This is a genomic window from Sphaerisporangium siamense (genome assembly GCF_014205275.1).
Classification (GTDB): domain Bacteria; phylum Actinomycetota; class Actinomycetes; order Streptosporangiales; family Streptosporangiaceae; genus Sphaerisporangium; species Sphaerisporangium siamense.
Map to the genome: position 1 here is coordinate 6,534,114 of NZ_JACHND010000001.1, position 20,932 is coordinate 6,555,045.

Here is a 20,932-nt window from a genome sequence, read left to right on the forward strand (position 1 = left end):
TCCCCGAGTGTGCATTCCCTCCCCCGTCCGTGGCCGGCGGGGTTGATTCGGCGGGGCCGGAGCGGGGACGCCCTCAGCATGGCGGAGGGGCGCGTCCTGAGGTTCCTTCCGGTCCGGCTGGCGCGGCGGATGCGGCTGCTGGCGGAGCGCACGCCCGCGCGGCGGGACCGGTACGTCGACCTGCTGCGGGCCGTGGCGATCACGCTGGTCGTCGCCGGGCACTGGCTGGTGGTCTCGGTGACCCACGGCCCGTCCGGGTTCGCCGGCGGCAGCGTGCTGGAGACGGTGCCGTGGACGAGGCCGCTGACCTGGGTGTTCCAGGTCATGCCGCTGTTCTTCCTGGTCGGCGGGTACGCCAACGCCGCGTCCCTCACCGCGCACCTGCGGCGCGGCGGCGACCTCACCGGGTGGCTGCTCGGCAGGACCGCCCGGCTGGTCCGGCCGACCACGGCGCTGCTGTGCGCGCTCGCGGTCGCGGCGGGCGTCGCGACGCTCGCGGGCGTGGCGCCGTCCTTGGTCGGGCTGGCCGTCTGGCTGGCGATGATCCCGCTGTGGTTCCTGGTGGTCTACATCGTGGTGGTCGTCCTCACCCCGCCCATGCACGCGCTGCACCGCCGGGCGGGCCTCGCCGTGCCGGTGGTGCTCGTGGTGCTGGCCGGCGCCGTCGACCTGGCGCGGCTGGGGTTCGGCGTCCCGTACGTCGGGTACGCGAACTACCTGCTGGTGTGGCTGGCCGTCCACCAGGTGGGTTTCGCCTGGCAGGACGGGAGCCTGCCCGCGCGGGCCGCGGGGCCGATGGCCGTGCTCGGCGCCGCCGCGCTGGTGGCGCTGACGGTCGCCGGGCCGTACCCGGTCAGCATGGTCGGGTTCGCCGGGCAGGAGGTGGACAACACCGCGCCGCCCACCCTGGCGCTGCTCGCCCTGGCGGCCACGCACGCCGGGATCGCGCTGTGGCTGCACGACCGCGGGAACCGGTGGCTGCGACGTCCCGGCCCGTGGACGCTGGTCGTCACCGTCAACTCGGTGATCATGACGTTGTTCCTGTGGCACATGACGGCCCTGATCATCGGTGCCCTCGCCCTGCACGGCACGGACCTGATGCCCCAGCCCGCGCCGGGCTCGCTTCCGTGGGTGCTGCTGCGGATCCCGTGGCTGATCTGCCTGGCGGTGATCCTCGCCGTGCTGGTCGCGGTGTTCGGCGGCGTGGAGCGCCGCACCCGCCCCGGCCCGCCCGTCGTGCGGGGGACGGCGCCCGCGCTGCTGACCGTCGGCAGCGCGACCGCGATGGTGGCGGCGCTGCTCGCGATCGCGGCGGCGGGCCCGGTGCCCCGCGGCCTGACCGGCCTCCATCTGGCCGCGTTCGCCGCCTACCTGACCGGCGCGGCCCTCCTGGCCCTGCTCCGCACGCGGTACCGTCCCTCGCTCCCCCCGCCCGGCGGGCGCCACGGCTGACGACGGGGACGGCGGCGTCAGCGGAGTTTGGGGTCGAGGGCGTCGCGGACGACGTCGCCGAGCATGAGGAAGCTGAGGACGGTGGCGGTGAGGAGCAGGGCGGGGAAGACCAGCAGGTGGGGGTGTTCGGAGAAGAAGGTCTGGGCGACGTTGAGCTGGAGGCCCCAGGAGACGTCGGGGTACTGGAGGCCGACGCCCAGGTAGTCGAGGGTGGCCTCGCCCGAGATGACGTTGCCGATGTTCAGCATCGCCACCACGAACACCGGGGCGACGGCGTTCGGGAGGATGTGCTTGACCATGATGCGGCGGTCGCTCGCGCCGAGGGCGCGGGCGGCCTGCACGTAGTCGGAGTCGCGTACGGCGATCACCTGGGCGCGCATCAGCCGTGTCATCGTCGTCCAGCCGAGCAGGACCAGCACGAGGGTCATCGCCCAGATGCCGTGCCCGGGGAACGCGACGAGCACCACGGTCGCGCCGAGGACGAACGGGATGCCGAAGAACACGTCGGTCACCCGGGAGATGAGGGCGTCGAGCACGCCGCCGTAGTAGCCGCCGACCAGGCCGAGGACGATCGCGATGAGCAGCGCGAAGACGGTGACGGCCAGGCCGATGAGCACCGAGGCGCGGGTGCCGTGCACGATCTGCGACCAGTAGTCGCAGCCCTGCAGGTCGTACCCGAACAGGGCGTCCGGGCCCGGGCCCTTCTTGGACATGCCCAGGTCGCAGTGCTCGTTCGGGCCGAGCCGGGCGAACAGGGCGGGGAAGGCCGACATCGCGCAGGCGAGCAGCAGGATGGCGGCCGAGATCCAGAAGACGACGCGGCGGCGCAGGTCGAGCCAGGCGTCGTGCCAGAGCGAGCCCCGCACCTCGCGCGGCGGCCTGCGCCCGAGCGCGGCGGCGTCGGGGGCGTCGGGGGTGGCCTTCAGGTCAGCCACGGCGGATCCTCGGGTCGAGCACGCCGTACAGGAGGTCGACGAGCAGGTTGGCCAGGATGAAGATCATCACCAGGAGGGTGGTGACGCCCACCACGACGGGCCCTTCCTGGAGCTGGATGGACTGGAACACCTGCTGGCCGATGCCGGGCAGGTTAAAGATGCCCTCGGTGACGACCGCGCCCGCCATGAGGTTGCCGAAGTCGACGCCCAGGTAGGTGACGACCGGGATCAGCGAGTTGCGCAGGGCGTGCCTGCCGATGACCCGGGACCGGCGCATGCCCTTGGCGGTGGCGGTGCGCACGTAGTCGGCGCGCAGGTTCTCCACGACGCTGGTCCTGGTCAGCCGGGCGACGTAGGCGAGGCCGAACGAGCCGAGCACCATGCCGGGCAGCAGGTAGCTGCCCGGCCAGCCCTGGTCGGTGCCCGCGGTGGGGAACAGGCCCAGGTTCAGGCCGAGGACGATCTGGGCGGTGTAGCCGACGACGAAGACCGGGACGGCGATGACGAACGTCGTCCCGGCCAGCACCGCCGTGTCGGCCAGCCGGCCCCGGCGCAGGCCCGCGACCACGCCGAGGGCGACGCCGACGACCAGCTCGAAGACCCAGGCGGTGAGCGCGAGCTGCGCGGTCACCGCCCAGCGGTCCTGGAGCAGCTCGCCGACCGGCTGCCCGGTGAACGTCTCGCCGAGGTCGCCGCGCAGGAACACCCCGGCCATGTAGAGGCCGTACTGGACGATCAGTGGCTCGTCGAGGTGGTAGTGCTCGCGCAGGGAGCGCAGGACGTTCTCGGGCAGCGGCTTGTCCCCGGCCAGGGCGACGATCGGGTCGCCCGGCAGCGACCACACCATGAAGTAGATCAGGAAGGTGGTGGCCACGAAGACCGGGACGGCCTGGAGGAGCCGGGTGACGGCGTACCTCACGGCCGCTCCCTCGTGACCAGGACGTCCGGCGATCGCTCCCCGGACCGGCGAATGGACGGAGCAGGAAGGCCATCCCCCGGAACATTCCGTGCGGGCGCGCCGGTGCTCTGGAGGAGGAGGGCGCAAGGGTGAGGAACGAGCCCTTGCGCCCGACGACGGAAGAGCGCCGGCTCAAGGGCGCCCGCACGCCGCGCGAACGAAGAGAGCGCCATAGACACAGCCCTATTTGACCGTGATCGTGTCGAGGTTAGGGCTGTAGGCGTCGATGTGGACGTCGGAGATCTTGCTGGAGTAGCCGGCCTGGTCCTGCCAGTTCCACAGCGGGATCATCGGCATCTCGCGCAGGGCGATGTCCTCGGCCCGCTGGTAGAGCGGGATGCTGGCCTCCATGCTCGGGGCCGCGTTGGCCTGGGCGATCAGGTCGCGGAACTCCTTGCTGTCCCAGCCCATGCGGTTGCCGTCGCCCCACATGTTCTGCAGGTAGTTCTGCGGGCTGGGGTAGTCCATGACCCAGTTGTTGCGGTACGGCCCGTCTTCCTTCTTCTCGCGCAGCGTGGACAGGTAGTCGGCGGCCGGGATCTTGCGGAACCGGACGTCGGCGACGCCGAGGTTCTCCTTGAGCTGGTTGGCCACGGCCTGCATCCACTGCTCGTAGCTGGGGTCGGCGTTGGAGAAGTACAGGTTGAGCGTGCCGGAGAACCCGCCCGCCGCGTCGTACAGCGCCTTGGCCTTGGCCTTGTCGAAGAGGCACGCCTCGCCGCAGGCGTTCTCGCGGTAGCCGGGGACGAGCGGGGCGACGAGCGAGGCCATCGGCTTGAACGCGCCGTCGTAGACGGCGTTCACGATGGCCTGGCGGTCGATCGCCATCGAGAACGCCTTGCGCAGGTCGGCGCTCTGGAAGCGCTTGTCGAACACCGGGAAGCCGAGGTAGTCCATGGTTCCGCTGGCCGTGGGCACGAAACGGTCGCCGAGGAGCTTCTTGGCCTCGCCCGCGCTGGCGGGCGGGATGGTCTGCAGCAGGTCGACGTTGCCGGCGCGCAGGTCGGTGTAGGCGGTGTCACGGCTGGCGTAGATCTTGAACTGGACGGCGTCGGACTTGGCGGGGCGCGGCCCGGCGTACCCGGCGTACTTCTTCAGCTTGATCTGCTTGTTGTGCTCCCAGGCGCCGTCGAGGGCGAAGGGGCCGTTGCCGATCGGCGCCTGGTCGTAGGCCTTGAGATCCTGGAACGCCGCCTTGGGCATCGGCGCGAACCCGGTGTAGGCGAGGGTGATCGGGAACTGGCTGAAGGGCTCCTTGAGGCGGACCTCCAGCGTGGCGGGGTCGACGACCTTCAGGCCGGTCAGCTTGTCGGCGGAGGGCTTGGCGCCCTCTTCCTCGGGGTTGAGTGCGTCGTAGCCCTCGAACTCGGTGAAGTAGTAGTTGTTGGTCCAGGCGTTGGGGCCGTAGGCGGTGGCGTTCCAGGCGTCGGCGAAGCTCTCGGCGGTGACCGGCTCCCCGTTGTGGAACTTCTGCCCGGACCTGATCTTGATGGTCCAGGTCTTCTGGTCCTTGGTGGTGACCGACTCGGCGGCGCGCATCTGGGGCTTGCCGGCCGTGTCGATGACGACGAGCGTGTCGAACAGCGCCTGCAGCACGGTGATCGAATAGCTGCTGGAGGTGTTGCCGGGCATCAGGTGGTCCGGCTCGTTGAGGGCGACGGAGAACGCCTTCGCTCCGCCTTGCGCCCCCTGACCGCCGGACTTGCCATCGGAACCACCGCAGGCGCTCAGCGCGAGCGCCGCCGCGAGGAGGACGGCCGCACCCCGCGCCGTGTTCAGGACCGTCACTGTTCCTCTGCCTCTCCGTCGCTCCGGCGTGATGCCGGAGAGGCTAAATAGCGGGGCAAAGCTCTACATCGGAAGGTTTACGTATTCCACCGGCGATCTCGGTCCGGCAAGCTGATCGCGGAGGATCCATGGACAGCATCACCCTGACCGCACGCCACCTCCAGGCGTTCGCCGAGGTGGGGTTCCAGGTTGCCGGCGGATCCGGGGCGCACGGCGCGATGACCGCGCTGCGCGAGATCATTCCCGTGGAGGCGTACGAGTTCGTCGCCTACGACCCGGCGACCGGGCGGCACCGCAGCCTGGTGTCCTCGGGGTACGCCCGGGTGGACGACGACGCGGCCGAGGAGTACGCGCGCCTGGACTCCTACCGCCGCGCCATGGCCTCGCGCGTGCCGCTGCCGATGGGCGCGCCGGGCACCGAGCTCTACTACCGCAGGCACCTGGAGCCGTACGGCTGGCGCTCGGGCCTGACCGCGCCGCTGTTCGTGGGCGGCGCCGACGACCGCTACACCGGCCTGCTGCACGTGAGCTCCCGCCGCGCGCTGCCGCCGGAGGCGGGCACGGTGATCGGCGCGGTCGCGGGCACGCTGGCGCACGTCACCGACCTGACCCGGTGCGTGATCGACCCGCTCGGCCTGCCCGCGGGGTTCCACGCGATCGCCTTCGAGCGCGGCGGGCGGCGCAGGGCGGTGGCCGGGTGGCCGCCGTCGGAGGCGATCGGGCGCGAGCCCGCCATGGCGGAGCTGGCCAGGGACTTCATCGACTCGCGCGAGCTGTCGCGGCGCGGGCTCTGGCCGGACTCCCGGGGGCAGTGGCGGGAGGTGCGGATCCACCGGGCGGGCGTGGGGTTCCGGGGCGCGATCCAGGGAGCGGTGATCGCCGAGCGGCCGTGCTCGCTGCCCTACGAGCTGACGGCCCGGGAGGTCGAGGTGCTGACCCGGGTCGCCCTCGGCGACTCCAACCCGCAGATCGCCGCGGCGCTGGTGCTCAGCGTCCGCACGGTCACCACGCACCTGGAGCACATCTTCGCCAAGCTCGGCTGCGACAGCCGCACCCGGCTGACGACCAAGGTGCTGGCCGAGGGCCTGTGCCGCGTGGACGTGCCGTAGCCGGCGGGGTGGTCCCCGAGGGCGCCCTAGCGGGCGACCCTCAGGGACTTCTGGTCGCCGCGCGGAGCCACGGGCGCGGCCTCCAGCAGATCGGCGTGCATCTCGAACCAGACGTTGTTGGTGCCGGCCTCGCGGATGAAGCCCCAGCGGTGCGCGAGGGCCTCCAGCAGGAGCAGTCCCCTGCCCCCGGTGTCCAGGGGCGAGGTGGGACGCCAGCCGAAGGGCGGGTCGAGCGATCCCGCGTCCTGGACGGCTATGCGCACCCACTCCGCCGAGTAGGACACGCTCAGCGTGAACGTGCCACCGTCCCCCGAGTCGGAGTGGACCACGGCGTTGGTGGCGATCTCGCTGGTCAGCAGCACGCAGTCGTCGTGCAGCGGGTGCCCGGAGCCCAGGGCGGAGGACACCAGCCGCCTGGCCCTAGCGACCGCGTCGGGGTCCCCCGCGAGGTGGAGCACCCGGTCACTGTCCGATCCCGCCCTGCCGTACGGTGATGAAGTCATGCGACCCCCGGTGAGTGATCTGCTCGCACCGTTGTAAGGACGCCGGGATCACCGTAGAAGATGTCGCCAAAAGGTAGGAACCTGGTCGCCACGGGGAGGCTCTGCCTCACCTGACGGGGTGCTCACGTACCCCGGGGAAACAGTTTTCTCACCCCGGACGGGCGCGGGCGGTCTCACGACGACGAGGGCGGCGGCAGCGTGAGGTCCTGGTCCTCCATGGCGTCGGAGACGTCCTCCTCGACGATGTCCGACGCCGAGCGCACGATCAGCGGGTCGGGCGTGCCGACCACCTCGTGGTCCTTGTTCTCGTAGTCGAACAGGCTGAGGACGTGCCGCATGGCCTCGATCCGGCCGCGCTTCTTGTCGTTGCTCTTGATGACCGTCCAGGGCGCGTCCTCGGTGTCGGTGTTGAGGAACATGTCCTCTTTCGCCTGCGTGTACTCGTTCCACTTGTCGAGGGACTGCAGGTCCATCGGCGACAGCTTCCACTGCCGCACGGGGTCGACCTGGCGGATGATGAACCGGGTGCGCTGCTCGCGCCTGGTGACCGAGAACCAAAGCTTGACCAGCCGGATGCCGTCGCGGACGAGCATGCGCTCGAACAGCGGCGTCTGCAGCATGAACTCGTCGTACTCCTCGGGCGTGCAGAAGCCCATCACCCGCTCGACCCCGGCGCGGTTGTACCACGACCGGTCGAACAGGGAGATCTCCCCGGCCGCGGGCAGGTGGGCGATGTACCGCTGGAAGTACCACTGCGTGCGCTCGCGCTCGTTGGGCTTCTCCAGCGCCACGACCGAGGCGCCGCGCGGGTTCAGGTGCTCCATGAACCGCTTGATCGTGCCGCCCTTGCCGGCGGCGTCGCGGCCCTCGAACAGGATCACCAGGCGGCCCCCGGTGTCCTTGATCCAGTACTGCAGCTTCAGCAGCTCGATCTGGAGGAGCCGCTTGGTCTGGTCGTATTCGGGGCGCGACATGCGCCCGGTGTAGGGGTAGTGCTCACGCCAGGTGTCCACCGGGCGGCCGTCGGCGTAGTAGAGGACGGGATCGTCGTCGTCGCCCGCGTCGACCCACAGGCCAGGGGTCCTGTCGAGCAGATCACTGGTCGCCGCCAGGCGTTTGGCATGCATGCCGTCAAAGTGCCCCGGATCCATAACACCAGCATTTCATGATATAGGACATTTATCGAAACGCACTGTGAACAGTCCGGATCACGCAGTGGTCAGACGCACCGCCCGCCGCCCGAGTCCAGGACTCGCCCCCCGCTGCCCACGAAGCGCCAGTCGTAACCTCCGGGACGCAGGACCAGCCGCAGCACGCCGAAATGCGCGGCGTCGCGGAACTCGCTGCCCGTGACGGGCGGGCCGAACGGATAGCGGCCGGCCCCGCCGGTGCCGACGACGAACTGGCGGAGGCCGTCCCCGGCCGGCTCCCCGTCCGGGCGCAGCACGGCGAAACGCTCGTAGTTGTGCTCGTGACCGGCCAGCACGACGTCCGCGCGCGCCGCGTACAGCGCCTTCCAGAACGTGCCCACGCTCGGGTCGCCGCCGTGGGCCCGGCCGGAGGAGAAACGCGGGTGGTGCCAGTAGGCCAGCACGCATCGCCGGGGGTGCGCGGCCAGCTCGGACTCCAGCCACACCGCCTGCGCCGAGCCGGGGCCGTGCGGGGCCGTGGAGTCCAGGGAGATCAGCCGCCAGGCGCCGGCGTCGAAGCCGTACCAGCTCGTGCCCCGGGGGCGGGCGGCGCTCCCCCAGTACCGGAAGTAGCCCTTCGCGCCCGGGGTCCGGTACTCGTGGTTGCCGGGCGCGCGGAGACCGGCCCGGCGCAGGCGGCGACCAGCGCGGCCACGGCCGCGAGCGCCGAGTACCGGCGGGCACGGCCGGACGACGGCCCGGCGCGCCGGGAGCGGCCGGAGGTCACCGGAAGACGCCGGTGTGACCCAGGGAGTGCAGGCCGGGCTGCGGATAGACGGCCAGGCCGTGCGGACCCGCGCCGACCTTGATCTTGCGGACGACGTGCCCGTCCTCGGTGTCGAAGACGTAGACCTCGCCGTGGTAGCGCCCCGCCAGCCACAGCAGGCGCCCGTCCGCCGACACCCCGCCCATGTCGGGGGAACCGCCGCCGGGGATGCGCCACGTGGCGACCGGCCTGCCCGTGGCGAACGACACCACCGACACCGACCCGGCGCCCCGGTTGGAGACGTAGAGGTTCTTGGAGTCGCGGCTGACGTACAGGCCGTGCGCGCCCGCTCCCGTCCTGACGAACCGCCGGACGCGGAACTTGTCCGCGTCGACCAGCCAGACTCCTCCCATGGCCATGTCGGCGACGTAGAAGGTGCGCCCGTCGGGGGACAGCTTCACGTCCTGCGGCATGCTGTGGTGCGCGCCGTGCACGGGCAGGCGCACGACCTCGGTCACCTTGCGCCCGGCCAGGTCCACGGCGACGAGATGGCCGGAGAACTCGCAGCTCGCCAGGAAGGTCGCGCCGTCGGCGGTGAAGTCGGCGTGGTTGATGCCCCGGCACGGCATCGCCAGGGAGCCGCGCGATCTGAAGGTGCGGGGGTCGCGGAAGTCCAGGCGGTTGAGCCGCTCGGCCATCACCAGCGCCGTGGTCCCGTCCGGGGTGAAGTACAGGTTGTAGGGGTCCTCGACCGCGACGGGCGTGCCCGGCTTCCCGGTGACCGGGTCGATCGGGGTCAGCGTGTCCCCTTCGTTGTTGTTCACCCAGAGGGTCTTCAGGTCCCAGGACGGCACCACATGCTGGGGGCGGCGGCCGACCGGGAACGTCCTGATCACCTTGTAGGTGCGGGGGTCGATCACGCTGACCGTCCCGGCGTCGCTGTTCGGCACGTACACCCGGGAGGGGAACCGCGCCACCACGGGGCTGAGCATGCCGGGCCTGTCGTTGGCGTAGACGTCGGCGACCCGGTCCTTGCCCGCCTCCTCCTTCGCGCCGGCCGCTTCCCGGGGGGCGGCGGCGGGGGGTTCGGCGGCGGTGACGGCCTGCCGCGCGTCGCCGCCCGAGCAGCCCGCCGCGGCGAGGGCGAGCGCGGCCGCCGCCAGGATGCGCGCGCGCCGCGCCGTGTCCTCCGACGTTGTTCGCCGCCGCATGACCTGCCCTTTCGCCGTCCGCTCCGGCTCGGTGCCGGCTACGGAAACGTTAAGATCACGATGGTCAGCGGACGCTCAATTGAGGGTTAGCGCCGGGTTCGCCTTTGCCCGTCCCCTACACCAGGCTCCACATCCCGATGCGGGCGCGGACGCCCGGCGAGGCGTGCGCGACCGGCTCGCCCCCGGGCGCGGGCAGGCCGCCCGCCTGGAGCAGGTCCTGGTCGAGACGGACCGGCCGGGCGTGGCGCAGCGGCCAGGGCCGGTGGTCCACCTCGGCCGTGGCGAGCCGTCCCGCGACGACGGTGAACAGCCGGTACCGCTCGGTCAGGAAGCGCGCGAGCCCGTCCGCCTCGTCCATGGACGGGCCGAGCTCGACCTCGGCGTGGCAGCGCGCGCCCTCCCGGCCCGGCCAGCGGCGGCGGGAACGGTACACGGCCCGCTCGCCGGCGACGCGCACCGACATGCCCGCCCAGTAGTAGGGCAGCGCGTAGACGGCGCGCGCGGCGAGCACGGCGGGCAGCAGGCCGGCGTCCAGCGACAGGAACCACAGGCCGTCGCGTCCCCGCCCGTCGCGGACGTAGGTGCGCACGTTCGTCTCGGGGAAGCGCGACATGCCCGGCAGTGGCGGCAGGGCGCGCGGGCGCACGTCCTTCATGAGGAACGGCGTGAGGCCCACCCACGCGGAGCCGTCGAACTCCTCGGCCGTGAGCCCGGGAGGCAGCAGCTCCTGGATGAGGGCCGCGGGGTAGCGCCAGTGCAGGAAGGTCATGTCCGCCCAGGTCTGGTACATGACCGGCTGGGCCACCCGCGGCGCGCGCGTCGTCTCCACGAGGTCGGCCTACCCCCGCGCGGCCCCGAGTAGCCGCGAGCCGCGCGGAACCCGGATCGCCGTGCGCGGCGGCGAGGGTCCGGGCTTCCCGCCCCCGGGGCGCGGTATCGTCGGGCGGGTCGGCAGGGCGGGCGATACGGGGAGGCGTCGATGGGACGGCGGTGGATCGGCGGGCTGGCCCTCGCGGTCCTGGTCTCCGGGTGCGGGGCGACGACGGCAGCGCCGCGTGAATCGGCGCCACCGGCGGCGTCCCCCGCCCCCTCGGCGAGCGCCGCCCAGCGGCAGGGCGACGCCGGTTCGGGGGCATCCTCCGGGACGGCGACCTCGCCCCGGCCGTCCACGAGCACGAAACCGCTGGACGCGCCCCCCACAGCGGACGCCGCGATCCCCACCTCCCCCGACCGGCTGGCCAAGGCCGTGGTCACCACCGAGACGGCGCTCGGGCGCGCGATCGACGCGTGGCTCGGCGACGATGGCAAGGCCGGCGGCGAGCCACCCGAGGCGGTCCTGCTGTGGTCGCTGCACCAGCAGCGCCTGTACCGCCTGCTCGGGCACGACGCCGGGCTGACCCGCCGCACGCTCGCGCGACTTCCGGCCGCCCTGGCCGACCGGGCGCGCGACAACGCCGAGGCGGCGCGCGCCCTGTTCGACCTCACCCGCCCGACCTCCACGCCCGGGAAGTTCCGCACGCAGGAGCCGCCCCGCGCCGAGGACCTGCGCGGGTACATGCGCCGGGCCGAGCGCAGGTTCGGCGTGGACTGGGAGGTCCTCGCCGCCGTGATGCTCGTGGAGACCAAGTTCGGCCGGCTGCGCTCGCCCAGCTCGGCGGGCGCCCAGGGGCCGATGCAGTTCATGCCCGCGACGTGGAAGGCGTACGGCCTCGGCGGGGACGTGCACGACCCGCGCGACGCCGTGCTGGGCGCGGCCAACTACCTGCGCGCGTCGGGCGCGCCGGGCGACTACCGGCGGGCGCTGTACGCCTACAACCACGACCGCCGCTACGTCGACGCCGTGCAGCGGTACGCCCGCCAGATCAGGCGGGACGCGCGCGCCTACTACGCGTACTACAACTGGCAGGTCTTCGTCCTCACCACCAAGGGCGACCTCCGCCTCACCGGCCCGTGACCCGCGGGGCCTCCCGGGCGCGGAACGCGACGATGTCGGCGCGGGCCCAGAGTTCGCCCGCGGCGAGGGTGTAGCGGGGTTCGGGGAAGCCGGGGCGGCCGGCGAGCCGGAGCACGTCCGCGGGGGCGACGCCGAGGATCTCCCCGGCCTCGGCGGCTCCGACGAGGTCACGGCGGGCCGGGTCGCGGCGGGTGAGCTCGGCGAGCGCGGCGAGCAACAGGTCGGCGGTGGGCCAGTCGCGCCGGCCGTCGCCGGCCAGGTCGACGGCCAGCTCGGTGACCTCGGCCGCGGTGTATCCGAGCGCCCGCGCGACGCGCCTGGCGGTGACGAGCGCCTCGTGGTCGCGCCGGGCCGACGTGCCTTCCATCCCTGCACCGTCTCAAAACCGGTCAAGCACCGCAAGAACGACGCACCGCCGGACCTGGGGCCGTACAAGCCTCGGCGAGAGGCCCGCTGGGCGACGAGAGGCTGCGCGTGCTGGGGGCGTGACGCTCACGGTCGAGCCGGGCGCGTTCCGTCCTGGAAACACCAGCGCCCGCCCGGCCTGTTCCCGTGGCGCACGGTCCGGCGTAACGTCGAGATCGGGCCGCGGTCGCGCGGCGTGCTGCGGGAGCGGCAGGAGGAGGTCGCCGGGGTGCTGGAGCTGGTGGGGCTCACCGCCTTCGCCGACGCCTACCCGAGCCGGCTCTCCGGCGGCATGGCGCAGCGGGCCGCCCTCTCCCGCGCGCAGGTCAACCGGCCGGAGGTCCTGCTGCTGGACCGGGTGGTGGTGCGGTGAGCGTCCACGCCACGGCGGCCGGGGCGGCCGGGGGGACGCCGCTGGTGCGGCTGGGGAAGGTGACGCGGGGCCTGTCCTGCCCGGTGTACGCCAAGCTGGAGTACCTGAACCCGGGCGGCAGTGTGAAGGACCGCGTCGCGGCCGCGATGGTGGACGACGCCGAGCAGCGCGGCCTGCTGCGCCCGGGCGGCACGATCGTGGAGGCCACCTCCGGCAACACGGGCATCGGCCTGGCGATGGTCGCGGCGCGGCGCGGGTACGCGTGCGTGTTCGCCATGTCCGACAAGAGCAGCGCCGAGAAGGTGGCGACGCTGCGCGCGCTCGGGGCCCGGGTGCTGGTGTGCCCGGCCGGGCTGCCGCCGCAGGACCCCGGGCACGTGCGGCAGGTCGCCCGGCGGGTGGCCGCCGAGACGCCGGGCGCGTGGCTGGCCGACCAGTACAACAACGCGGCCAACCCGCTGGCCCACTACCGGAGCACGGGCCCGGAGATCTGGCGGCAGACCGGCGGCGCGGTGACGCACCTGGTGGCCGGGGTGGGGACGGGCGGCACGATCACCGGGACGGGACGGTTCCTGAAGGAGGCGGGCGCGGTGACCGTCGTCGGGGCCGACCCCGAGCGGTCGCTGTACTCGGGCGGGGACGGCGGGCCGTACCTGGTCGAGAGCATCGGCCACTTCCGCCACCCGGACGCCGACGAGGACCTGTGGCCGACCGCCTACGACCCGGCGGTGGTGGACCGGTTCGAACGGGTCTCGGACCGGGAGTCGTTCCACATGGCGCGCCGCCTGGCCCGCGAGGAGGGCCTGTTCGCCGGCGGTTCCTCGGGCACGGCGGTGACCGGCGCGCTACGCGTGGCCGCGAAACTCGGCCCCGGCGACCTGGTGGTGGTGATCCTGCCCGACTCCGGACGCCTCTACCTGTCCAAGCTGTTCGACGACGGATGGATGCGCGAACACGGGATGCTCGGCGCCCCGGACTCCTGACGCCCCTCGGACCGTCCGCGCCGGTCGGGATTCACCGTGCCCGGCTCGACCGCGATCCACCGCTTCCTAGTGTCGATCAACGCCTCATGGTCGCCGCAATGATGGCACGACAGGACGAATGGCAGGCGCTGTTCACTCACGCCGGCCAGGTGAAGCGAAAGTTCTGCGACATGGTCCGCCAAAAGGGAATCCTGTCGCCCAGCCGGTAGAGGGTGCGGTAGCGGCGTGAGGGGATCAGGGTCGCGTGGGTGGTGAAGGGCACCTGGGCCAGGCATTTCAGGTGCGGGTTCCAGCGTTCTATTTCACGGGCGTCGCGGATCCCCCAGCGGAACGGTTTGCCCAGGCGGGCGAGCCAGGGGGCCAGGGCGTCGAAGATGAGCTCGCCTGTGGTGAAGTGGCCGGTCAGGCGTTGGAGGAGGCGGCGGACCTCGTCGGGGGCGAGGTACGGCAGCAGGCCCTCGGCGACGATCAGGGTGGCGCGGTCGGCGGGCACCTGATCCAGCCAGCCGGAGTCGGTGACCGAGGCGGCGATCAGCCGGTAGCCGTCATGCTCCGGGTAGAGCCGGCGGCGCACGGCGATGACGTCGGGCATGTCCAGGTCGAACCAGCGCACACCCGGCGGCGGGGCGAGACGGAGCATGCGGCTGTCGAGGCCGCAGCCGAGCTGCAGGACGGTCGCGTCCGGGTGCCGGGCGAGGAAGGCCGCGCCCCAGTCGTCCAGCCCCCGGGCGCGCAGGGCCACGAGGTACTGGTTGCTCCGCGGCCTCAGCCGCCGCTCGAACGCCGAGAAGTCGTGGTCGATCCTTGCGAGCGCCTCGGCCGCGTAGTGGTCGGACAGGATCGACCGCGGAGCGCGGCTCTCCCAGGCGCGCAGGTACAGCGTGCCGAGCAGCGTCCAGGTCACCTCGCCGTCGAGCAGGCCGGCGACGTCGAGCTTCTCCTCGCCCGCCCCTTCGTTCGTCCTTTCGGTCATCCCGGGCTCCTCTCGTCGGCTCCGCGGTCTCTCGTGCGGTACTCCTCCCAGCGCCGGATGAGCGCGTCGGTGTCGAACTCGCCGAAGAGGAAGAACTCCCGCGAGTCCTCCAGCCGGGTCCGCCGCTCGGGGCGGTCGCCGACGATCGACAGGCCGAACTCGATGGTCTCCAGGCCCGTGCGCACCCCTTCGAGTTGGATCCGCAGCACCTGCGTCCACCCTCCGGATGTGATCCGGTACCGGTGCTCGCGGTCGCGGGCGGGGACGCGCTCGATCATCCCGGCGGTCTGGAGCTGCCGGGCGATCGTGCTCACCGACGCCTTGCTGACCTCCAGCGCCGCCGCCAGCTCGGTGAGGGACTGGTGGGGCGGATCGCAGATCATCAGCCACCCGTAGAGGCGTCCCATGGTCCGCCCGCCCCCGACCCGCTCCATGAACAGCCCCATCCGGTCGACGAACTCCGCCTCCCCGTCGCTCATCCCCGCCATGCACCCACCTTAAGGATCGTTCAGAACATTCTGAACGTACTGCACGATTTGGGCGCGGACAAGACCTCGGATGCGCCGACGCCGGGGCGGGGTGATTTGATCGTGGCGGTGGCGAGCGGGTGTCGCGGAAGGGGTTCGTGTGGTCGTGTCTGGCCGGGGCGTGGAGGGGCACGTACGGCGGGGGCCGGGGGCGGAGCTGGATTACTACCTGGTGGGGATGGGCGGCGGCGCCGTGGCGGGGGTGGTCGTGGAGGAGTTCGTGTTGACCGGCGACCACACGGCGGCGGGGGTGGACAGCGCCGGGTGGAGCGCGGAGGACGGGGCGTGGTGGAGCTCGGCCGCGTTCTGCCGGGCCATGCGGGTGGACGCGGAGCTGCGGGCGCGCGTCGTCCCGGCGGGCCGCGCCGAGGCCGCGGACGCCTACCGGCGGCTCGGCGGCGGCGAGCTGCCCGACGAGGGGACGCTGCGGACGTACTTCCGGGACCGGGCGGCGCTGCCCTGTTCCGCTCCCCTGCTCTTCGACACGCCCCTCGTCCCCGACGGGTTCCGCGAGCTGCGCGTCTACCGGGTCCTGTTCGCCAAGGAGCTGGGACGGGAGGGGCTGGCGCGCCTGCGGGCGGCGTGGCGGATGGACGCGTCCGGCCCGGGGAACCCGCACGGGCGGATGGACGCGTTCGGTCCGGGGGACCCGCACGGGCGGGTGGCCGGCACGGCGCGGCTGCGCGCCGGGAGCGACCTGTTCACGTGGGAGCTGCGCAGCATCGGGCCCGGGGTGGCCTGGTGCCTGGACCTGACGGCGTGCCTGGGCGGCGAGTCGGCGGGGGCCGTCGGCCCGCTGCTGCGGGAGCTGACGGCCGGCGTGCGCCGCGAGGGTCTGATCCCCGTCACGGTCGAACGCCTCACCTGACGCCACGCCGCCCGCCCGGCGCCGAGGCGGCCGGGCGGGCGCGGGTCACCGAGGTCAGCCGTTGAGGCGGCAGCCGTCGGTGGTCTGGCCGTTGTTGCAGTGGTTGAGCTGGAGGCTGTCCACCAGGTAGGCGAAGGACTGGCCCGAGGGGCTGACCACGGAGAGCTGCACCGTGGCCGCGCCGGTCGGCGCGAGCGCCGAGACGTTGTACTCCTGCCAGCCCGTCGTCAGCGCGAACGTCGAGCTGTTGGTCGTCGAGAGCAGGGTGTTGGAGGAGTTGTACCAGGACAGGCGGAGCTTGACGTTGCCGGAGGTGCCGGTCGTCAGGCGGGTGAAGAACTTGTACCGCTGCCCGGCGGTGACCGCCGGCTTCCGGGTCACCGACAGGACGCCGTCGGCCCAGGACTGCACGTTCACCTTCAGCGAGCGGCGGCCGTCGTAGTACCGCGCCGACACCGCGCTGTCGGAGCCGGCCGGGGTGACCTGGATCCATCCGCCGCCGGAGAAGCCGAAGCCCGCCGGCGTCCCCGACGGCGCCTGCGCCTCGATCGTGCGCTCCTGCGCGGTCAGGAGGTCGTTGCTGTACCCCACGTCACAGCAGGTCGGCGCGGTGAACACCGAATAGTTGGCGAGGTTCACCAGGCGGGTGTCGGGATAGCTGGAGGTGTAGAACGTCGCCGTGGTCTCGCTCGGGTCGTAGTAGGTGTTGAACTCCTGGTCGATCTGCCAGTCGTTGTACTGGCTGATCATGACGTCGTTGAGCGAGAACGTGTCGGGGACCTCGCTCACCTTGGCGTGGTCCACGTCGTACAGGTGGATCAGCTCGTGCATCATCGTGCCGCTGTCCCAGTCGTCCGTGGTGGCCACGCAGACCCCGTCGCACCAGGCGGTCGCCGTGCCGTTGAAGTCCTCGAACACCACGTACTTGCGGTTGGCGTTGTCGTAGCCCGCCGCCTCCAGGTCGTCGGCGATGGTGAAGGGCGTGGTCTCGCCGGAGATGTCGGCGGCCTCGATCTTCTCCGGCACGACCAGCGCCTGGGCGTAGCCGGAATAGGTGCTGGTGTCGTACCCCGTCCGACAGCTCAGGTTGACGTGCTGGTCGTAGTTCGTGGACTCGTCCAGCAGCCAGTCCATCCGGTCGACGATCTTGGCGATCTTCTCGACGTAGGTGGCGTAGTTGTTCCCGTTCCCCTCGTGCCAGGCGTAGATGACCTGGACGGCCGGGATGCTGCCGGTGGCGTTCTTGGGGTCCGACAGCGTCGTCGCGCACCCGCGCTTGGGGACGTTGGCGTCCACCGGCTGGGCGTAGGGGGCGACGGGCTCGGTGCCGATGGGGTCGAACGTGGCGTGCGCCGGGCCCGCCAGCGTCAGGACCGCGAGACCCGCGGCCGCCATCGCGCACACGAAACGGTTAAGCCGTAATGACAACGGTGCTCCTCCCGTAGGTAACCGTGCCGCGATTTTAACCACGAAGTATGACGATATTTCGGCTCAAATCTGAATATTCCGCAATGCAACATATAAGAGATAGAGATTCGCCCATTCAACCCATATCTCGGCATTTACCACTTCGCATCTCATTCACCCCGCAACTACCGACCGCCCCTGAAAGCGCCCCATCGCCACACGTGACCCCATAGGGCTTACTTCCTCACTTCCAGCCCGGACGTCGTCAATTTCCGCGAACGCCACCAGTGACCCAAGAAGCCGCTCCACCGCCGAAACCCCGCCCGACCGGACGCCACGACGGGCCGGCCCGCACCGTCCGTGCCGGAGCGGGCCGCCTGGCCCCGCGAGCAGTTAGACGTTTGTCGCAAACATCGCAATCAAGAAAGAGCACTTGTCTAGCGACATTCGGCGCATTTCCCCATATCATCGGGCGGTCCCGCCTTTACGGTCCCTTTACTCGCCCGATGGCCGCTCCTCCGCCGCGGGCCACGCATCGTTGAGGAAGGTCACCGATGTCCCTACCGAACGTGGCACGGAACGCCGTCCGTGGTCCGGGATCGGCACGTCGCGGCGCCGTGGCGCTCGGCCTCGCCGTGATGCTCACCGGCGTGGCCGTCCCGGCCGCCGCCGACCCCCCGGCCGGGCCGGTCTTCAAGGACGGCCTCGCCCAGCCGGTGTTCTCCGCGAACCGGGACGACTGGATCCGCGAGGAGATCTGGGTCGAGGCCCCGGTCGACAGCGACGGCGACGGGCGTGACGATCGCGTGCACGCCGAGGTCACCCGGCTCCGCGAGACCGAGACCGCCGGGCTGCGGTCCCCGGTCGTGTACGAGGCCAGCCCCTACTATGCGGGCGGCAACCCGATCACCAACCACGACGTCGACCACGAGCTCCACGAGCCGCGCCGCCCGGGCAAGGGCCGCGGCGGCGACGTACTGGACCCGGCGGCCGACGAGCGGCTGCGGCTGGCGGGCGGCGACTCCGGGGCGAGGCTGAACGGCGTCCCGGTCATCAGCACCCGGTACGAGGCGGACTGGCTGCCGCGCGGCTTCGCGGTCGTGCACGCCGAGTCGCTCGGCAGCGGGAAGTCCGACGGCTGCCCCACCAGCGGCGGGCGCAACGAGACCATCGGCGCGAAGGCCGTGGTCGACTGGCTGAACGGCCGCGCGAAAGCCTTCGACGCCACGGGCGCCGAGGTGAAGGCCACGTGGACCACCGGCAAGGTCGGCATGATCGGCACGTCGTACAACGGCACGCTGCCCAACGCGGTCGCGAGCACGGGTGTGCGCGGCCTGGAGGCCATCGTGCCGATCTCGGCGATATCGAGCTGGTACGACTACTACCGCGCGAACGGCGCCGTCGTCGCCCCCGGCGGCTACCAGGGCGAGGACACCGACGTGCTGGCGGAGTACGTCTACACCCGCGCCGACCGGCGGATCTGCCGGCCGGTCATCGACGCCCTGGCCGCGGCGCAGGACCGGGTGACCGGCGACTACAACGCCTTCTGGAACGAGCGGAACTACCTGAACGGCGCGCGGCACGTCCGCGCCGCAGTGCTGGTCGCGCACGGGCTCAACGACTGGAACGTCAAGACCGGGCAGGCCGCGCGGTGGTACGAGGCGCTGAAGGCGCGCGGCGTGCCGCACAAGATCTACCTCCACCAGGGCGGGCACGGCGGCCCGCCGCCCCTGGACGTGCTGAACCGCTGGTTCACCCGCTACCTGTGGGGGCACCCCAACGGCGTGGAGCAGGACCCGCGCGCGCTGGTGCAGCGCGAGGACAGGACGCTGGTGCCGTACGCCGAGTGGCCGGAGCCCGCCGCGGCGGACACCGCGCTGCGCCTGGTCCCGGGCATCGGCGGCGCCGCCGGCGACCTCACCCGGGACAGGATCCGCCCGGGCCGGCCCGTGACGGAGACGATCGTGGACGACGCGGCCCAGACCGCCCAGGCGCTCGCCGACGCCGCGGCCTCCCCGAACCGTCTGGTCTACCGGTCGGGGACGCTGACCGGCCCGGTGCGGCTGAGCGGCGCGCCGCGGGTGTCGCTGCGGCTCTCCTTCAGCCGGCCGTCGGCCAACGTCACGGCGCTGCTCGTGGACTACGACCAGAACGGCAAGGCGAAGATCGTCACCCGGGGCTGGACCGACCCGCAGAACCGCGGGTCGCTCTGGCGGACCGAGCCGATCCGGCCCGGCACGCCGTACCGCCTGGACTTCGGCATGCAGCCGCACGACTACGTGTTCGCGCCCGGCCACCGGCTCGGTGTCGTGCTGCTGTCCAGCGACCGCGACTACACCATCCGGCCCGCCCCCGGCAGGGTCCTGACCCTGGACACGACACGGAGCGGCGTGACACTGCCCCTGGTGGGCGCCGCCGACGTGCCCCCGCCGGCCTCGGACTGAACCGGCCGGGCGGGGCCGCCACCGGCGCCCCGCCCGCGCCCGTCCGCGGGGACCGGGTGGCGGGCGGTCAGCGCCAGCGGGACCTGCCGTTGAGGTAGGCCCCCGCGTCCTCCAGGCTCTCCGGCTGGTAGGGCGTGTACAGGTTCGGCGCGAAGCGGCTGCGGTAGCCGTCGAAGACCGGCCGGTACAGGTCCCAGTGGATGTCGGGCTGGCGGTGCCGGGCGCGGAACGCGGCGATGGGGATGCGCCCGAGGACCAGCTTCTCGAACTTGCTGTCCGCCGCCGCGACGGCCTCGCCGTCCGGGCCGTAGATCGCCGACCCGCCGGCGCCGGTGTCCTCGAAGTAGTTGCCCTCGGCCGCGAGCACGGAGTTGTTGACGATCGCGCAGTACGCCCGGTTGTGCAGGGCCGTGGACCGCACGTCGACCTCGCTGAACCCGCCCGTCGCGGTGCGCAGGAAGATCTCCGCGCCCTTGATCGCGGCGGTGCGGAACAGCTCCGGCTCCAGTTGCGTCGAGGACATGGAGATGTTGCCGAGCGGCGTGCGCGCCACGGGCACCACCGCGTCGGCGCCGTACTTCTCCACGTACTCGTCCAGGACGTCGTACACGGTCGTGGTGAACAGCTCGAAGCCGCTGAAGACGCCCTTGACGTTGCGCGACTTCCAGTGCTTGGCCACGATCTCGCCGTCCGGGCCGATCAGGGTGGTGACGCTGAGCACGTGGCCGGGCCAGTCGGGGTCGCGGACGTAGGCGCCGAAGGCGATGTGGCAGCCGTACCGCCGGGCCTTGGCGGCGATCAGCTCGGTCTCCTCGCCGGGGATCTCGATGCAGCGCCGCTCGGTCTCGGCCTTGGTCCACCGGTCCCAGCCGCTGATCGGGAACTCGTGGAAGAACAGCAGGTCCGGATCGGCGCCGAAGCCGACGCGGAAGGCGTTGTCGACCAGGTGGAGCATGTGGTCGAGGTTGGCCTTCATGCCGGCCCGGTCCTGCGCGGCGTTGACCCGCGACTGGACGACGCCGAGCATCCAGGCGTCCTTGGCCAGGGGGACGGTGGCGTACCCGCCGTCGGCGTCCTGGGTGAGGGCCGCGTCCGGGGTGGGGAGCGACATGCGATTCGTCTCCGTTTCAGCAGAGGTTCGGCAGG

At 72.1% G+C, this 20,932-nt stretch carries 19 protein-coding genes and 1 pseudogene; 7 read left to right on the forward strand and 13 right to left on the reverse strand.

Features of this window, described 5'->3' with window-relative positions:
- Window positions 1–78 precede the first annotated feature (78 nt).
- Window positions 79–1,452 carry an acyltransferase family protein gene (locus BJ982_RS29845; protein ID WP_184885514.1) on the forward strand — a complete coding sequence of 458 codons (1,374 nt, stop codon included), beginning with the start codon at window positions 79–81 and terminating at the stop codon, window positions 1,450–1,452.
- 17 nt (window positions 1,453–1,469) lie between these two features.
- Here the strand turns inward: BJ982_RS29845 and BJ982_RS29850 are convergent, their stop codons facing one another.
- The 3 genes from BJ982_RS29850 to BJ982_RS29860 form a co-directional block, all read right to left on the reverse strand.
- Window positions 1,470–2,387, reverse strand: a complete 918-nt coding sequence (locus tag BJ982_RS29850; RefSeq protein ID WP_239123117.1) for an ABC transporter permease — start codon at window positions 2,385–2,387, stop codon at window positions 1,470–1,472.
- A complete protein-coding gene (locus BJ982_RS29855) occupies window positions 2,380–3,306 on the reverse strand; it encodes an ABC transporter permease (RefSeq protein ID WP_184885516.1) in 927 nt (308 codons plus the stop codon). The genes BJ982_RS29850 and BJ982_RS29855 overlap by 8 nt, the downstream gene beginning before the upstream one ends.
- 222 nt (window positions 3,307–3,528) lie before the next feature.
- Window positions 3,529–5,133 (reverse strand): peptide ABC transporter substrate-binding protein, encoded by a 1,605-nt coding sequence (locus tag BJ982_RS29860; RefSeq protein WP_184885519.1) that lies wholly within the window; start codon window positions 5,131–5,133, stop codon window positions 3,529–3,531.
- Between the two features lie 128 nt (window positions 5,134–5,261).
- Between BJ982_RS29860 and BJ982_RS29865 the strand changes: the two genes are divergently transcribed.
- Window positions 5,262–6,242, forward strand: coding sequence for a helix-turn-helix transcriptional regulator (locus BJ982_RS29865; protein ID WP_184885521.1), 981 nt, complete (start codon window positions 5,262–5,264; stop codon window positions 6,240–6,242).
- Window positions 6,243–6,268: 26 nt separating this feature from the next.
- Here BJ982_RS29865 and BJ982_RS29870 read toward each other — a convergent pair whose 3' ends face one another.
- From BJ982_RS29870 to BJ982_RS29890, 5 genes are all read right to left on the reverse strand, one after another.
- A complete protein-coding gene (locus BJ982_RS29870) occupies window positions 6,269–6,700 on the reverse strand; it encodes an ATP-binding protein (RefSeq protein WP_239123119.1) in 432 nt (143 codons plus the stop codon).
- A 218-nt stretch (window positions 6,701–6,918) separates the two neighbouring features.
- Window positions 6,919–7,872, reverse strand: coding sequence for a polyphosphate kinase 2 (gene ppk2 / locus BJ982_RS29875; protein ID WP_184885525.1), 954 nt, complete (start codon window positions 7,870–7,872; stop codon window positions 6,919–6,921).
- Between the two features lie 92 nt (window positions 7,873–7,964).
- Window positions 7,965–8,708 (reverse strand): metallophosphoesterase family protein, encoded by a 744-nt coding sequence (locus BJ982_RS29880; protein WP_184889519.1) that lies wholly within the window; start codon window positions 8,706–8,708, stop codon window positions 7,965–7,967.
- Window positions 8,659–9,852, reverse strand: a complete 1,194-nt coding sequence (locus BJ982_RS29885) for a YVTN family beta-propeller repeat protein (protein WP_184885527.1) — start codon at window positions 9,850–9,852, stop codon at window positions 8,659–8,661. The genes BJ982_RS29880 and BJ982_RS29885 overlap by 50 nt, the downstream gene beginning before the upstream one ends.
- Before the next feature lie 115 nt (window positions 9,853–9,967).
- On the reverse strand, window positions 9,968–10,681 hold the full coding sequence (locus tag BJ982_RS29890; RefSeq protein WP_203959195.1) for a YqjF family protein: 714 nt from the start codon (window positions 10,679–10,681) through the stop codon (window positions 9,968–9,970).
- 150 nt (window positions 10,682–10,831) lie between these two features.
- Here BJ982_RS29890 and BJ982_RS29895 point away from each other — a divergent pair, with 150 nt between their 5' ends.
- Window positions 10,832–11,806: a lytic transglycosylase domain-containing protein gene (locus BJ982_RS29895; RefSeq protein ID WP_184885529.1), complete on the forward strand. Its 975-nt coding sequence runs from the start codon at window positions 10,832–10,834 to the stop codon at window positions 11,804–11,806.
- Here BJ982_RS29895 and BJ982_RS29900 read toward each other — a convergent pair.
- The gene (locus tag BJ982_RS29900) at window positions 11,793–12,173 is read right to left on the reverse strand and encodes a hypothetical protein (RefSeq protein ID WP_184885531.1); all 381 of its coding nucleotides are present in this window, start codon (window positions 12,171–12,173) and stop codon (window positions 11,793–11,795) included. The genes BJ982_RS29895 and BJ982_RS29900 overlap by 14 nt on opposite strands.
- Here BJ982_RS29900 and BJ982_RS29905 point away from each other — a divergent pair.
- Both BJ982_RS29905 and BJ982_RS29910 read left to right on the forward strand, forming a co-directional pair.
- Entirely contained in the window at window positions 12,144–12,584 is a 441-nt protein-coding gene (locus tag BJ982_RS29905; RefSeq protein ID WP_184885533.1) for an ATP-binding cassette domain-containing protein, read from the forward strand. The genes BJ982_RS29900 and BJ982_RS29905 overlap by 30 nt on opposite strands.
- A pseudogene (locus BJ982_RS29910) lies at window positions 12,581–13,555 on the forward strand (PLP-dependent cysteine synthase family protein); the annotation flags it as partial. The gene BJ982_RS29905 and the pseudogene BJ982_RS29910, both read left to right, overlap by 4 nt.
- Window positions 13,556–13,703: 148 nt before the next feature.
- Here the strand turns inward: BJ982_RS29910 and BJ982_RS29915 are convergent.
- Window positions 13,704–14,540, reverse strand: coding sequence for a class I SAM-dependent methyltransferase (locus tag BJ982_RS29915; protein WP_184885537.1), 837 nt, complete (start codon window positions 14,538–14,540; stop codon window positions 13,704–13,706).
- Window positions 14,537–15,028 carry a GbsR/MarR family transcriptional regulator gene (locus BJ982_RS29920; RefSeq protein ID WP_203959196.1) on the reverse strand — a complete coding sequence of 164 codons (492 nt, stop codon included), beginning with the start codon at window positions 15,026–15,028 and terminating at the stop codon, window positions 14,537–14,539. The genes BJ982_RS29915 and BJ982_RS29920 overlap by 4 nt, the downstream gene beginning before the upstream one ends.
- 139 nt (window positions 15,029–15,167) lie before the next feature.
- Here BJ982_RS29920 and BJ982_RS29925 point away from each other — a divergent pair, with 139 nt between their 5' ends.
- The gene (locus BJ982_RS29925; protein ID WP_184885539.1) at window positions 15,168–15,935 is read left to right on the forward strand and encodes a hypothetical protein; all 768 of its coding nucleotides are present in this window, start codon (window positions 15,168–15,170) and stop codon (window positions 15,933–15,935) included.
- A gap of 54 nt (window positions 15,936–15,989) precedes the next feature.
- Here the strand turns inward: BJ982_RS29925 and BJ982_RS29930 are convergent, their stop codons facing one another.
- Window positions 15,990–17,363 carry a hypothetical protein gene (locus BJ982_RS29930; protein WP_184885541.1) on the reverse strand — a complete coding sequence of 458 codons (1,374 nt, stop codon included), beginning with the start codon at window positions 17,361–17,363 and terminating at the stop codon, window positions 15,990–15,992.
- Window positions 17,364–17,896: 533 nt separating this feature from the next.
- Between BJ982_RS29930 and BJ982_RS29935 the strand changes: the two genes are divergently transcribed.
- Window positions 17,897–19,786 (forward strand): Xaa-Pro dipeptidyl-peptidase, encoded by a 1,890-nt coding sequence (locus BJ982_RS29935; RefSeq protein WP_184885543.1) that lies wholly within the window; start codon window positions 17,897–17,899, stop codon window positions 19,784–19,786.
- 67 nt (window positions 19,787–19,853) lie between these two features.
- On the opposite strand, the gene BJ982_RS29940 is transcribed toward BJ982_RS29935, so the two are convergent.
- Window positions 19,854–20,897: a nitrilase-related carbon-nitrogen hydrolase gene (locus tag BJ982_RS29940; RefSeq protein WP_184885545.1), complete on the reverse strand. Its 1,044-nt coding sequence runs from the start codon at window positions 20,895–20,897 to the stop codon at window positions 19,854–19,856.
- Window positions 20,898–20,932 lie beyond the last annotated feature (35 nt).

What these genes read in the sequence shown, in the direction of transcription:
- BJ982_RS29865 (WP_184885521.1), top strand. Translation starts at nt 5,262, where the DNA reads ATGGACAGCATCACCCTGACCGCACGCCACCTCCAGGCGTTCGCCGAG.
- BJ982_RS29915 (WP_184885537.1), bottom strand. Translation starts at nt 14,540, where the DNA reads ATGACCGAAAGGACGAACGAAGGGGCGGGCGAGGAGAAGCTCGACGTC.
- BJ982_RS29940 (WP_184885545.1), bottom strand. Translation starts at nt 20,897, where the DNA reads ATGTCGCTCCCCACCCCGGACGCGGCCCTCACCCAGGACGCCGACGGC.
- ppk2 (WP_184885525.1), bottom strand. Translation starts at nt 7,872, where the DNA reads ATGCATGCCAAACGCCTGGCGGCGACCAGTGATCTGCTCGACAGGACC.
- BJ982_RS29900 (WP_184885531.1), bottom strand. Translation starts at nt 12,173, where the DNA reads ATGGAAGGCACGTCGGCCCGGCGCGACCACGAGGCGCTCGTCACCGCC.
- BJ982_RS29935 (WP_184885543.1), top strand. Translation starts at nt 17,897, where the DNA reads ATGTCCCTACCGAACGTGGCACGGAACGCCGTCCGTGGTCCGGGATCG.
- BJ982_RS29845 (WP_184885514.1), top strand. Translation starts at nt 79, where the DNA reads ATGGCGGAGGGGCGCGTCCTGAGGTTCCTTCCGGTCCGGCTGGCGCGG.
- BJ982_RS29895 (WP_184885529.1), top strand. Translation starts at nt 10,832, where the DNA reads ATGGGACGGCGGTGGATCGGCGGGCTGGCCCTCGCGGTCCTGGTCTCC.
- BJ982_RS29885 (WP_184885527.1), bottom strand. Translation starts at nt 9,852, where the DNA reads ATGCGGCGGCGAACAACGTCGGAGGACACGGCGCGGCGCGCGCGCATC.
- BJ982_RS29920 (WP_203959196.1), bottom strand. Translation starts at nt 15,028, where the DNA reads ATGGCGGGGATGAGCGACGGGGAGGCGGAGTTCGTCGACCGGATGGGG.